This is a genomic window from Burkholderia sp. GbtcB21, from assembly GCF_019091065.1.
Classification (GTDB): domain Bacteria; phylum Pseudomonadota; class Gammaproteobacteria; order Burkholderiales; family Burkholderiaceae; genus Burkholderia; species Burkholderia pyrrocinia_C.
This window is the reverse complement of sequence record NZ_JAGXKA010000007.1, coordinates 205,643-218,358: the sequence shown is the minus strand read 5'-3', so window position 1 is coordinate 218,358 and position 12,716 is coordinate 205,643. Positions and strand designations below refer to the sequence as shown.

Below are 12,716 nucleotides of genomic sequence, written 5' to 3'. Positions count from 1 at the left end.
TGTTGCGCTTAGCCGAGGCTCACGTTCGAGCGGGTGAAGCGGCCGTAGATCGCGTACAGCACGAGCGTCGCCGCGAGCAGCAGCCCGCCGAGCGCGCACGCCATGCCCCAGTTGATCGTCACGTTCGTGAAGTACGCGACGTAGTAGCTGACCATCTGGTCGTTCGGCCCGCCGAGCAGCGCGGGCGTGATGTAGTAGCCGATCGCGAGGATGAACACGAGCAGCGCGCCCGCGCCGACGCCCGGATAGGTCTGCGGCACGTACACGCGCCAGAACGCGGCGAACGGATGGCTGCCGAGCGATACGGCCGCGCGCTGGTAGGTCGGCGGGATCGACTTCATCACGCTGTACAGCGGCAGGATCATGAACGGCAGCAGGATGTGCGTCATCGAGATATACACGCCGACGCGGTTGAACAGCAGCGTCAGCGGATGCGAGATCAGCCCGCTGCCGATCAGCGCCGTGTTGATGAGCCCTTCGCTCTGCAGCAGCACGATCCACGCGGCGACGCGCACCAGCACCGAGGTCCAGAACGGAATCAGCACGAGAATCATCACGAGGTTCGCACGCCGCTCCGACAGCGTCGAGATCCAGTATGCGAGCGGGTAGCCGAGCAGCAGCGCGAACAGCGTGACCGCGACGCCGATCACGAACGTGCGGCCGAAGATCGCGAGATAGATCGACTGGTCGGGATCGGCCTGCACGATGTGGCCGAAGCCGTCCTGTTTGTGGTCGAGCGCGGCGAGCAGGTAGAACGGCGAAACCGTGCTGCCGTTCTTCGCGATGGCCTGCCAGTACGCCGTGTCGCCCCAGCGCGAATCGAGTTCGACGAGTTTCGTGCGCGTCTGCGCAGGCGTGAGCGTCGATTCATTGTCGCCCTTCAGCGGCATCGCGCGCGCCGTCTTCGCGACGAGCGAGCGATAGCCGGGAATCTCGGTGTTCAGGCGCCGCGCGAGCGCGCCCATCGCCTCGCTGTCGGCCACCTTCGTCATGTCGGCCGCGAGCGCGACATACGCGGCGTCGGCCGGCGGCGCCTTGCGATCCCAGCCGGACAGCGCGGCGACCGTGTTCGGCAGCGCGGTTGCGATCTCGGGGTTCTGCACCGCGCGCGTGAGCAGCGTGCCGATCGGTACGACGAAGATCAGCAGCAGGAAAATCGCGAGCGGCGCGACCAGCAGCAGCGCCATCGTGCGCTTGCGGGCCTCGGCAGCCTTCAGCTCGCGCTTGAGCGCGGCGCCCGACGAGGAAGGCGCGATCGTCATCGTATTCAACGGGTCTCTCCGGCCGGGCACGCTCCGGCGGAATGCCGCGCGACGCGATCGACGCGCCGCGCGGCGGGTTGCATCAGGATGCCTGAACGGTTACTTCGTCGCCCATGCGGCGAAGCGCTGCTCGAGCTCGTCGCTGTGGTCGGTCCAGAAGCCGATATCTTCCAGCACCGCGTTCTTGCCGTTGGCCGGCGAGTTCGGCAGGTTCGCGAGCGTCTTCGCGTCGAGCGACTTGATCGCGGCGATGTTCGCGGGGCCGTACGCGATGTGCTGCGCATACGCCTGCTGCGGCTTCGGCGTCAGCGAATACGCGATGTACTGCTCGGCCAGCGCCTTGTTCGGCGAGCCCTTCGGAATCGCCCAGTAGTCGAGGTCGTAGATGCTGCCGTTCCACACGACCTTCAGGTTCTTGCCTTCCTTCTGCGCGGCATCGATGCGGCCGTTGTACGCGGTCGACATCACGACGTCGCCGGCGACGAGGAACTGCGGCGGCTGCGCGCCCGCTTCCCACCACTGGATGTACGGCTTCAGCTCGTCGAGCTTCTTGAACGCGCGGTCCTGGCCGGCCTTCGTGCCGAGCACCTTGTACACGTCCTTCGTCGCGACGCCGTCGGCCATCAGCGCGAATTCGAGGTTGTAGCGCGCGCCCTTGCGCATCCCGCGCTTGCCGGGGAATTTCTTCACGTTCCAGAAATCGGCCCAGCCGGTCGGTGCCGACTTCAGCTTGTCCGCGTTGTACGACAGCGCCGTCGACCACACGAAGAAGCCGACGCCGCACGTTTGCGGCGATTCCGGAATCAGGTCGGACTTCTTCGCGATCTTCGACCAGTCGAGCTTCTCGTACAGCCCTTCGTCGCAACCGCGGTTCAGGTCGCCCGACTCGACTTCGACCACGTCCCAGTTGACGTGCTTCGCCTCGACCATCGCCTTCACCTTCGCCTGCTCGCCGTTGTATTCGACGGCGGTGACCTTGTTGCCGGTTGCCTTCTCGAACGGCTGGTTGAACGCGACCTTCTGCGCGTCGCCGTTCGCGCCGCCGAAGTTGACGACCGTGAGTTCGGCGGCCGTTGCCGATGCGCCGACTACGGCGAGCGCCAGTGCCAGCGCGGTGCGACGCGCCGTGAAGCTTGCTCGTTTCATGATGGTTCCTCTCCTCTCGTGGTGGAAGTGGGCAGTTGTTGTTGACGACGTGCTGCGGTAAATCGGGGAAACCCTGTTCATGCGAACACGCGCAGGTGCTCGGGTGCGAATGCAAGCGAGACCGGCGCGCCGGGCGAGAACGCATCGAGCGCGCCGGTACCGAGCGGCACCTTCACGAAGCATTCGTCCTGGCCCGGCAGCGCGCAGCGCATGCGCACGTGATCGCCGAAATAGATGAGGCTGCGCGCCTCGCCGGTCAGCCGGTTCGCGGCCGCGCCGTTCGCGTGCCCGTTCGCGCCGTGCGCGGCGAGGCTCATGCGTTCGGGGCGGATGCACGCGACGGCCGACGCGCCCTCGGCGGCTTCGCCGATATGACGGCCGACGAGCTTCGTGCCGTCGTCGAGCCGGAACTCGCAGAATTCGCCGTCGACGCGCGCGATGGTGCCGCGCAGCCGGTTGCTGTCGCCGATGAAGTTCGCGACGAATTCGTTGCAAGGCGATTCGTACAGGCGGTCGACGGTATCGAGCTGCTGCACGATGCCCTTGTCGAACACGGCCACACGATCGGACATCGTCAGCGCCTCGCCCTGGTCGTGCGTCACGTAGACGAAGGTCACGCCGAGCTTCTCGTGCAGCGCCTTCAGTTCGTACTGCATGTGTTCGCGCAGCTGCTTGTCGAGCGCGCCGAGCGGCTCGTCCATCAGCACGAGCTTCGGCTCGAACACGAGCGCACGCGCCAGCGCGATACGCTGCTGCTGGCCGCCCGACAGCTGCGCCGGGTAGCGTTTCGCGAAGCGCTCCATCTGCACCATCTTCAGCGCATGCGCGACGCGCTCCGTGCGCTCGGCGGCCGGCAGCTTGCGCACGGTCAGCGGATACGCGACGTTCTGCTCGACCGTCAGGTGCGGGAACAGCGCGTAGTTCTGGAACACCATGCCGATGTTGCGCTTGTGCGGCGGCACGTTGTTCAGGAGTTCGCCGTCGAGGCGGATCTCGCCGCCGGTCGGAAACTCGAAACCGGCGAGCATCATCAGGCAGGTCGTCTTGCCCGAACCCGACGGCCCGAGCAGCGTCAGGAATTCCCCTCGGTGGATATCGAGGTCGAGCGATTTGACGACCAGCGTTTCACCGTCATAGGTCTTCCGCACGCCGCGAAAGCTGACGATCACATCATCGGACTTCATCATGCTGTCCCCTTGCGTCGCGACAATCGTTTTTGAGATGCGATCCACTATACGGTGCGCACGGTTCTATACTAGGGAACCATTTCAATATTCCAAGTAGGACCACTTTGGATACCGTGATCCTTGCCGACTGGCTCTCCGCCCGCCTCGACCGCGGCTCGTCCGAGCCGATGTACCGGCAGTTGCTGCAACAGATGCAGCAGGCCATCCTGACCGGAGAATTGGGGCCAGGAACAAAGCTGCCCAGTTCCCGGACGCTCGCGGCGGACCTGTCGATCGCGCGCAATACCGTGCTGCACGTGTACGACCAGCTGACGGCCGAAGGCTATGTGCTGACGACGACCGGCAGCGGCACCTACGTGGCCGACACGCGGCCGGACGCCGCCGCGATTCGCGCGCCGGGCGCCGCACCGCAGCCGTCCGACGCCGGCACGCTGCCGCCGCCGGACGCGCAGGGCAGCCTGTCGATGCGCGGCCGGCAACTGATCGAGCACGCAGGCGTGTCGCGGCGCCAGTGGGGTGCGTTCATGCCGGGCGTGCCGGACGTGTCGGAGTTTCCGAGCCGCACGTGGAGCCGCCTGCAGGCGCGGCTGTGGAAGGACGCGAACCCCGAGCTGCTGACCTATGCGCCGGGCGGCGGCTACCGGCCGTTACGGCGCGCGCTCGCCGATTACCTGCGCGTCGCGCGCTCGGTCAAATGCTCGCCGGACCAGGTGATCATCACGACCGGCATTCATCAGTCGATCGATCTCGCGGTGCGGCTGCTGTCCGACATCGGCGATCGCGCGTGGGTCGAGGAACCGTGCTACTGGGGCGTGCGCAGCGTATTGCAGGCGGCCGGCCTCACGCTCGCGCCGGTGCCGGTCGACCAGGAAGGGCTCGCGCCGCGTGCCGGCGACATGCAGCATCCGCCGCGGCTCGTGCTCGTCACGCCGTCGCATCAGTACCCGCTCGGGATGGTGATGAGCCTCGCACGGCGCCGGATGCTGCTCGAATACGCGCGTCAGCACCGCTGCTGGATCATCGAGGACGACTACGACAGCGAATTCCGCTACGGCAGCCGCCCGCTCGCGTCGCTGCAGGGGCTCGACGACGGCGGCCGCGTGATCTACGTCGGCAGCCTCGGCAAGATGCTGTTCCCGGGCCTGCGGATGGGCTACATGGTCGTGCCCGAGCATCTGGTCGACACCTTCCGCACCGGGCTGTCGGAGCTGTACCGCGAGGGCCAGCTGATGCAGCAGGCCGTGCTCGCCGAATTCATCATGGACGGCCACCTGACGTCGCACGTCAGGCGCATGCGCACGCTGTACGGCGAGCGCCGGCAACTGATGATCGACGCGATCCGAGCGCGCTTCGGCGACGCGCTGCCCGTGATGGGCGACGAGGCCGGCCTGCACCTGGTGCTCGGCCTGCCCGACACGTGCGACGATCGCGCGGTCACGCAGAGCGCATTCGACGCGGGCGTGATCGTACGCCCGCTCACCAGCTACTACAGCAACCTCGACACCGCTCGGCGCGGCCTGCTGCTCGGCTATGCGTGCGTCCCGCACGAAAGCATCGGGCCCGCGTTCGACACGCTCGCGGATACCATCGAGCAGCATCTGCCGCGGCACATCACGCGCGCGGCATAAGGCCGGTCACATACGGCGGCGCCCGCGTTACTGCGCGCTGCCCGCGCCGCGATCGAGCGACGCCGCGCGCACGGCTTCGCCGGGCTTCGTGAACACGCGCTGCCGCAGGGCGGCGATCTGCGCGTCGCGATCCGGCGGCGACAGGCCGGCCGACTCGATCTGCGCACGCTGCGCCGCATAGTCCGCGTAGCGGCTCTGCCACGATGCGTCGTCCTGCTGCATCTGCGCGACGCGCGCGGCGGCCTCGGGCCCGAGCGTCTGCGTCAGTTGCGCGCGCATCGCATCGGGCGTCGCCCCGCTCTTCTGCAACTGCGCGATCTGGTCGATCGCGGCCCGCTGCCGGTCGACCCGCTGCTGCGCCGCGCGTTCGTCGGCCGGCATCTGCTGCTCGAGCGCCGCGAGCCGTTCGGCCTTCTGCGCATCGGTCAGCGTGCGATCCTGCGCGATCTTCAGCCGTGCGAGATCGTAGCGCTGCCGCCACTGCTCCGCGCCGAAGAACGGCTGACTCCAGTCGCCGAGCGTGCGATACGCGATCGACGCGCGCTGGTCGAGCGCGAGCTGCAGCGCGCCCAGGTCGGACTTGTCGACCGCGCCGGCATCGCGCAGTTTCGCGAGCGCGTCGAGATACGCGCGATACCGGCGCCACACGTCGAGCGCGTCGGCCTGCGCAACCGTACCGTCGAGCTGCGCGGCAATCTCGCGCGCGACGAGCGCATCGAGCGCGGCCGCACTGAGATCGCTCTGCGCGGTCAGGCAGTAATCGAAGAAATCGCGTACCGCGCGCACCTTCGCGAGATGGCCGCCGGCATCGAGCGGCAGCCGCGGCGCGCTGGAACCGGCCAGCGACGACGGCAGGCCCGCGCTCGCCGGCACGGCGGCCCGCGGCGGTGCCGCAGCCACGCCGCCCACCGCCGCAGCATCGGGCGACTCGCCGGCGCTACCCGTACCGCGATGCCATCCCGCACCGCTCCACATCGCGACGCCGACGATCGCCGCCAGCCCCGCGACACCGTAGATCGCAGCGCGCCGCGCCCGCGGCGCGCGCCCTTCACGTGCCGTCATCGATTACACGCCCGCCAGTTTCAGCCGGTTCGCATGCGTGCGGATCACCGCGACCGGATCTTCCGCATACGCGCCGCGCACGCCAAGCAACTGGTTGATCTCGTCGATATGGTTCCACTTGTAGCTCGTGCTCAGCACCTGGCCGTACAGCGCGCTGCACTTCGACACGAGCCCGTCGTTCTGGCCCGAACCGCGGTTGATCATCACCGTGCCCGTGCCGAACAGCGCGAGCGTCGACAGATCGAGCGCGTTCGCCGGGTCGACGAGCGGAATGGTGCTCGTGTCCGTCGCACCCGTGACACCGAACACGGAGAGCGTCGGCTGGATCGCCGTGCCGGCCCACGAATACAGCAGATGCGTGTTGCCGCCGACGGTTTCCGTCGGTGCGCCGGTCTGGCAACTGCCCGGCGCGCCAAGGCCCGCGCTCGGATAGTTCTGGTTGTACGTGGCGGCCTGTGCGGTCGTCAGCGTCTTCAGCGACGCGAGCGCGTCCTGGTTCGTGTTGTGACTGCTGCTCGTCAGGATTCCGAACACATTGACGAACGCGGCGATCACCGACGACGAAAGCCCGGTCGGATCGTATGCGAGCACGCTCTGCACGAAGTCGGCGAACTCGGAGCCGCGATGCGGCGTGCCGATCGTCGTCACCGACGCGACGAGATCGGGCGCGACGGCCGCGACATAACGCGACGTGAGCCCGCCCTGGCTGTGACCGACGAGATTGACCTTGGTCGCGCCCGTCGCGGCGAGCACCGTCTTCACGTAAGCGAGCAGCTGTTCGCCGCGCCCGTTCGGGCCGTCATCGCTCTGGAAGCCCGACAGGTTCGCGACGTAGACGGTCGCGCCATGCTGCTGCAGGTCTTCCTGGATGCCGTACCAGTACTCGAGCACGCCCGCGTACTTGTCGGTGCCCGTGAGCCCGTGCACGAGGATGATCGGATAACGCGTCGTCGCGTAGTCGTCGGCGGGCGCGGTCGCCGCCATCGCTGCGTGCGTCGTCGCAAGCGTCATCACTGCGGTCGTCCCCGCGAACGGCGCGACGCTCATCGCGCATGCCACTGCCCCTGCCACCACCCTGGAACGCATCGATCTGGCCATGCATGTTCTCCTGATTATTGTGCTGCCGGTACGAATGAACTCGAATCGACGCACGCGGCGCCCTCGTGTGCGCCGTGACCGTCGAATGCCGGAGTGAAACACGAGCGGCCAACGTTTGCGCCCCGACTAGACACGGTTCTCTAATCGGTTGACGCGCCCCGCCCGTTCGGGCGGGGCTGCGTTCATGTGCGCGCATGCTGCAACGCACACGCGCAACGCGCTACAGCTTTGCGCTCACGCGTACCCATGCGGTACGGCCCGGCTCCATCACCGGCGCGTTCGCGGGATAGCCGAAGCCGGCATTGCCCGCGAGGTTCAGATGCTCGGTGTAGGCCTTGTTCAGCACGTTGTCGACGCCGACCGAGACCTGCACGGTCTTGCTGACGTTGTATTGCGTATGCAGCGACAGCACGCCGAATCCGGCGCTCGGGCCGAAGTCCTTGCCGACCACGTTGCCCTCGTTCAGCGCATAACGATGCTGCGGCGCAACGATCCGCCACAGGCCGCCGGCCGACCACGCGCCGCGCGTGTATTCGAGCCCGATGCGCGCCTCGAGCGGCGGCATTTGCGGCAGCGGATCGCCGCTCGCCACGTTGCGCCCCCATGCATACGCGAGCGACGTCTCGACGCGCAGCGGCGCAACCGGCCGCCACGACACGCCTGCTTCGCCGCCCATGATCTGCGCGTTGACGTTGGTCGCCTGCGTGGTCGGGCCCATCATGCCGGCCGCGTAGTTGAACAGGATGAAGTCCTGCACGTAGCCTGCGTAGGCCGACACCCACGCATCGAACCGGTCGCTCTTGTATTGCGCGCCGATGTCGAGCTGCGTGGTCTTCTCCGGCTGCACCGCCGAGAATGCGTTGACCGAACCGGCCGGCCCGCGCTTCGCGGAGAACAACTCCCAGTAGTCGGGATAGCGTTCCGCATGACCGATCCCCGCGTACCACGTGACGGGCAGCGACGCGAGATCGCGCTCGTAGCGCACGAAGCCGCTCGGCAGCACGCGTGCGCGGTCGTCGTCGAAGGTCGGGTTGGGTTTTTTCATCATCATCCCGCTCGTCGTCGCGCGCTTGTCGCGTGCGCTCGCATAGTCGACACGCGCGCCGCCGATCACGCGCGACACGTCGCTCGCGTACCACGTCAACTCGCCGAACGCGCCCGCGTTCCACATCGTCGCCTGCGCATCCCACGGCTGGTCGCCGTAGTTCTGCCGCCCCATCGCCGAGCGCGAATCGAGCCGGTTCGACTGCGCGTCGACACCCGTCACGAGCTTGAAGTCGTCGCCGAAACGGAACGTCGCGGCAGCGCGCGCGCCGACCGTGCGGCGGCGCACCTCCGACGCCATCCGCATCGGCATGCTGCTGGTCGGGTCGGGCTGCCGCAACGTGTAGTTGTCCATCACGTGGTCGGCTTCGTTGTAGTACACGCGTGCCTCGATCCGGTCGAGCACGTCGCCGAGATGCCGCTTGTCGAACGACAGGCCGAACGTCTCGCGGCGAAAATGCGCGCCGTCCATCCCGCGGCCCGCATACTTCGCGTAGCCGTCGCCCGTGCCGGCCGTCAGCTCGACCCGCGTATGGTCGTCGGGCGTCCAGCCGAGCGCCGCATCGGCGTTCCACTTGTCCCACTGCGACGGCACCGTGTTGCCGTTGCCGTCCTTGTAGTCCTGCGAATGCGCGTGGTTCGCGGTCACACGGCCATAGACGTCCGGCGTGCCGGCCGTCACGTCGATGTTCTGGTCGTTGCGACCGAACGAGCCGCCGACGAGGCTGCTCTCGAAACGCATGCCCGGCTTGTCGAAACGCGGCGTCACGCGCTCGAACAGCACGGTGCCGGCCGACGCGCCGGGACCGTGCAGCACGGTCTGCGGCCCCTTCACGACGGTGACCTTGTCATAGCTTTCCGGCGCGATGTACGACGTCGGTGCATCCATCCGGTTCGGGCAGGCACCGAGCGTCGGCATCCCGTTCGCCAGGATATTCAGCCGCGAACCGAACATCCCGCGCAGCACGGGGTCGCCGTTCGTGCCGCCGCTGCGGATCGACGTGAAGCCGGGGATCGTCTTCAGGTAATCCGCGCCGTCGCTGGCGGGCAGCGGCTGGCGCGGCGCCTTCGGATCCGTGACGACGACGAGCGGCGTCGTCAGCGGCGACGCGACGACCTCGACGGGCGGCAGCAGCGCGGCCGCGTCGTCCGCAGGCGCGCCGGCCGCGCGAGCCGTTTCGGCCGCGGCAGCGGTCGCGGCCAGCGCGCCGACGGCGAGCGCGGGAACGGTGAGTTTCAACATGCGCGGCACGCGCCGCGCACAGGCATTGCGTGACGCCCGCGGCGCACGCAACTGGAAAATGGTCATGATCGAAAGCCCGAGTGACGCCCTCCACGCGGCCTCGACGGGCCGCACGGATATCGGCGGTGGAAAGAACGGAAGACAGCGCGTCAGGCGCGCTCGGGCGGTGCGCGTGGATACGCGCGCGGATAGCGGTCGGCGCGCGCCGCGACGGCTGACGACGCGGCGGCGGAAACGGAAACGACGGAAACGGAAGCGAACGACGCGGCGGCAGGCGCGCCGATCGCGGGGCTGTGTGCGAAGAATCCGCAATAGCCGCACGCATCGAGATGCAGCGCATGATCGTGCATGCGGCCCGCATCGGGCGATCGATGCACGCCGTGCTCTGCACTGCAGACGATCGCGTCGGGTGTGGCCGCCTGCGCGATGCGCCACTGCGACACCAGCGGCGCCGCGATCGCGAACCAGATCGCGAGCACGCCAAGCCAGGCGGTCAGGTGACGATGTCGGTGCAGCATGCGCGGCGGCGAGTAAGCGGAACGTAAAAACAGCCGAGATGTTACAGAATGTTCGCCTCGATGGCCAGCCGCGGATGACGGTAACCGAAGCGGGGGTGCATGGTTGTCAACACAACCATGCACCCCCGCCTGCTGCGCGCGTCCGGAGTGCGGCGATCAGGGCACCATGCGCCGCAGCACGTTATCGCGCCGGATGAAATGGTGGTACAACGTGGCCAGCGCATGCAGGCCGATCACGAAGTAGAACGCGTTGCCGATCAACTCATGCGCTTCCTTGATCGTCGGCCGCAGCGCCTTGTCTGGGCCGAACAGCGTGAACGACACGCCGAGCCAGTCGAGCGACACCGGCTTGCCGCCCATATTGATCATCATGATGCCGAGCAGCGGCTGCGCGATGATGAACACGTAGAGCGCCAAATGCGCGAGCTTCGAGAGCCAGCGCAGCAGCGCGGCCTGCGGAATGGCTTCCGGCACGCGGCTGACGACCCGCCACAGCACGCGCAGCACCGACAGCACGAGCACGAACGTGCCCGCGGTGAGATGCACGTTCATCCAGAACACCCGGCTGTCGCTGCCTTTCGGCCCGCGGATCTCGATGGCCAGGTACGCCAGCGCGACCAGCAGGAAGATGGCCCAGTGGAAGAAGATCGCGGGCGAGCTGTAGCGCGTCTGTTTCGCGAGGATGTTTTTCATGCTTGGTCTCGTGTTGTATGCGGGGAGGGGCGCATGCCGCAGCCGACTCTGCGCCCGGCGGAGCTGCCACGATTGTAGCCGCACGGACGTCCGGTTTTGCTCGGCGCGGTCAAATATCCGACGAATCGTCGACACGCACCGCGCGCGGCTGCCATATGGAAAATCCGCATCGCGCACGGGAACGGCTGTGGCACGATGAAGCTTTGGTGTCGACGTTGCGCGCGCATCATGAGCAAGGCGTTCTTCGTTGCGGCCTACCGGCTGATTGCCGCGTTGCTCGCGGTGTCCACGACGTTGCACAGCATCGCCGGCTACTGGGGCATGCCCGCAATTCATCTCGGCAACTTCCTCAGCTATTTCACGCAACTGAGCAGCCTCTATGCGTCGGCGATGCTGACCGCGGGGATCTGGTGCATCGCGCGTCCCGGCTCGGCCCGCTACGAATCGATGCGCGGCGCGGCCGTTTTGTACGTGCTGATCACCGCGATCGTCTACGAACTGCTGCTCGCACGCCTCGATGCGCTGCATCACGTCACACCTGCGTTCAATAACTGGGTGCTGCACCGGATCGTGCCGCTCGTCATGCTGTGCGACTGGCTGTACGTGGAGCCGCGCTCGCCGATCGCACGGCGCAGCGCGTTCGCGTGGCTCGGTTTTCCGGTCGTCTATCTCGGCTATACGCTCGTGCGCGGCGCGCTGGAGAACTGGTATCCCTACCCGTTCGTCGATCCGCGGCCGCACGGCTACCTGCCGGTCGCGATCCAGTGCTCGCTGATCGCGCTCGGCGCGGCGGCGCTCGCATTGGGCATCCGCTGGCTCGGCAATCACGCGAGACAATCCGACACCGCGACGCTGAAGGAAGGATGAAAGCGAAAGAAGGCGGGAGCGTGTGCGCCGCCCGGCGCACACGCGGCGATGCGGCTCGTCAGCCGCCGTTGCGCGGCAGGAAGTTCATCGGATCGACGACCTTGCCGTTCTGGCGGACTTCGAACTCGAACGTCGAACGGCCGTTTGCGTCGGCGCCCATCTCGGCGACCGGCTGGCCCTGGCGCACCGCGTCGCCTTCGTTGACGAGCAGCTTGCCGTTATGACCGTAGGCCGTGATGAGCCCGTTGTCGTGCTTCAGGATCACGAGCGGGCCGTACGCCTTGACGCCGGACCCGGCATAGACCACCCGCCCGTTCGCCGCGGCCCGCACCGAACGGTCGGGCCCGGACGCGGCGATCACGATGCCGCGCGTCTTGCCGGCCGCAAACGGCGCCGTGACGACGCCCGTGGCCGGCCATGCGAGCGAGCCCGGCTGCGCGGCCGCCGCGGGCGGCTGCCCGAACGACGTCGCGGCAGGCGGCGCGACGCGCAGCACCTGGCCGGGCGACACCGCGTCGGTAGGCGCCATGTGGTTCCAGCTCGCCACATCCTGCACGCGCTGCCCGTAGGCGTTCGCGATGCCCGCGAGCGTGTCGCCCGGGTTCACGCGGTAATAGCCGGCGATCACGCCCGGCGTCGCGGCCGACGTCGGCCCCGACGAACGCGCCGGCTGCCAGTTGTCGGTCCACGGCGTCAGCGTACAGCCCGACAGCGCGACGGCCGCGGCGACGAGCGCCGCCTGCGGCAGCCAGTGCGCCAGCGAATCGTGGATGGGAATAGTTTTTCTCAAGGGTCCTCCCGGATTTGCGTCGTTGCGCCGCCCACCGCCCTCCGGCGCGCGACGCACGATGTCCGGCCGGACGGCCGGACCAACCAGTATCCGACCGCTCTCGCGGCCGTCAGTTTCCACAGCGGAACGTCGGCGCGAACGGGCTCACCGGCCCCTTTTTCGCGTCGCTCCGACCGGC

Annotated in this window: 11 protein-coding genes; 2 read left to right on the top strand and 9 right to left on the bottom strand. The window is 67.8% G+C overall.

The window, feature by feature from the left end; genetic code table 11:
- Window positions 1–8 precede the first annotated feature (8 nt).
- The 3 genes from KVT39_RS18400 to KVT39_RS18390 form a co-directional block, all read right to left on the bottom strand.
- The gene (locus KVT39_RS18400; protein WP_165948163.1) at window positions 9–1,262 is read right to left on the bottom strand and encodes an ABC transporter permease; all 1,254 of its coding nucleotides are present in this window, start codon (window positions 1,260–1,262) and stop codon (window positions 9–11) included.
- Between the two features lie 99 nt (window positions 1,263–1,361).
- Window positions 1,362–2,408, bottom strand: a complete 1,047-nt coding sequence (locus KVT39_RS18395; RefSeq protein WP_105392770.1) for an ABC transporter substrate-binding protein — start codon at window positions 2,406–2,408, stop codon at window positions 1,362–1,364.
- Window positions 2,409–2,485: 77 nt separating this feature from the next.
- Window positions 2,486–3,592 carry an ABC transporter ATP-binding protein gene (locus KVT39_RS18390; RefSeq protein WP_131949347.1) on the bottom strand — a complete coding sequence of 369 codons (1,107 nt, stop codon included), beginning with the start codon at window positions 3,590–3,592 and terminating at the stop codon, window positions 2,486–2,488.
- Between the two features lie 107 nt (window positions 3,593–3,699).
- Here KVT39_RS18390 and KVT39_RS18385 point away from each other — a divergent pair, with 107 nt between their 5' ends.
- Window positions 3,700–5,223, top strand: a complete 1,524-nt coding sequence (locus tag KVT39_RS18385; RefSeq protein WP_034180028.1) for a PLP-dependent aminotransferase family protein — start codon at window positions 3,700–3,702, stop codon at window positions 5,221–5,223.
- Window positions 5,224–5,250: 27 nt separating this feature from the next.
- Here KVT39_RS18385 and KVT39_RS18380 read toward each other — a convergent pair whose 3' ends face one another.
- The 5 genes from KVT39_RS18380 to KVT39_RS18360 form a co-directional block, all read right to left on the bottom strand.
- Entirely contained in the window at window positions 5,251–6,285 is a 1,035-nt protein-coding gene (locus KVT39_RS18380) for a lipase secretion chaperone (RefSeq protein WP_217589925.1), read from the bottom strand.
- Between the two features lie 3 nt (window positions 6,286–6,288).
- A complete protein-coding gene (locus tag KVT39_RS18375; RefSeq protein ID WP_105392773.1) occupies window positions 6,289–7,383 on the bottom strand; it encodes a triacylglycerol lipase in 1,095 nt (364 codons plus the stop codon).
- 220 nt (window positions 7,384–7,603) lie between these two features.
- Window positions 7,604–9,736 carry a TonB-dependent copper receptor gene (locus KVT39_RS18370; RefSeq protein ID WP_217589924.1) on the bottom strand — a complete coding sequence of 711 codons (2,133 nt, stop codon included), beginning with the start codon at window positions 9,734–9,736 and terminating at the stop codon, window positions 7,604–7,606.
- Between the two features lie 83 nt (window positions 9,737–9,819).
- Window positions 9,820–10,188: a DUF2946 domain-containing protein gene (locus tag KVT39_RS18365; RefSeq protein ID WP_217589923.1), complete on the bottom strand. Its 369-nt coding sequence runs from the start codon at window positions 10,186–10,188 to the stop codon at window positions 9,820–9,822.
- 156 nt (window positions 10,189–10,344) lie between these two features.
- Entirely contained in the window at window positions 10,345–10,881 is a 537-nt protein-coding gene (locus KVT39_RS18360; protein WP_034180033.1) for a cytochrome b, read from the bottom strand.
- A 228-nt stretch (window positions 10,882–11,109) separates the two neighbouring features.
- Between KVT39_RS18360 and KVT39_RS18355 the strand changes: the two genes are divergently transcribed.
- Window positions 11,110–11,748: a Pr6Pr family membrane protein gene (locus KVT39_RS18355; protein WP_034180034.1), complete on the top strand. Its 639-nt coding sequence runs from the start codon at window positions 11,110–11,112 to the stop codon at window positions 11,746–11,748.
- Between the two features lie 58 nt (window positions 11,749–11,806).
- Here KVT39_RS18355 and KVT39_RS18350 read toward each other — a convergent pair whose 3' ends face one another.
- A complete protein-coding gene (locus tag KVT39_RS18350; protein ID WP_034180035.1) occupies window positions 11,807–12,538 on the bottom strand; it encodes a peptidoglycan DD-metalloendopeptidase family protein in 732 nt (243 codons plus the stop codon).
- Between the last annotated feature and the right edge of the window lie 178 nt (window positions 12,539–12,716).

Coding starts and splice junctions, on each gene's coding strand:
- KVT39_RS18400 (WP_165948163.1), bottom strand. CDS start 1,262: ATGACGATCGCGCCTTCCTCGTCGGGCGCCGCGCTCAAGCGCGAGCTG.
- KVT39_RS18395 (WP_105392770.1), bottom strand. CDS start 2,408: ATGAAACGAGCAAGCTTCACGGCGCGTCGCACCGCGCTGGCACTGGCG.
- KVT39_RS18390 (WP_131949347.1), bottom strand. CDS start 3,592: ATGAAGTCCGATGATGTGATCGTCAGCTTTCGCGGCGTGCGGAAGACC.
- KVT39_RS18380 (WP_217589925.1), bottom strand. CDS start 6,285: ATGACGGCACGTGAAGGGCGCGCGCCGCGGGCGCGGCGCGCTGCGATC.
- KVT39_RS18375 (WP_105392773.1), bottom strand. CDS start 7,383: ATGGCCAGATCGATGCGTTCCAGGGTGGTGGCAGGGGCAGTGGCATGC.
- KVT39_RS18370 (WP_217589924.1), bottom strand. CDS start 9,736: ATGACCATTTTCCAGTTGCGTGCGCCGCGGGCGTCACGCAATGCCTGT.
- KVT39_RS18365 (WP_217589923.1), bottom strand. CDS start 10,188: ATGCTGCACCGACATCGTCACCTGACCGCCTGGCTTGGCGTGCTCGCG.
- KVT39_RS18360 (WP_034180033.1), bottom strand. CDS start 10,881: ATGAAAAACATCCTCGCGAAACAGACGCGCTACAGCTCGCCCGCGATC.
- KVT39_RS18355 (WP_034180034.1), top strand. CDS start 11,110: ATGAGCAAGGCGTTCTTCGTTGCGGCCTACCGGCTGATTGCCGCGTTG.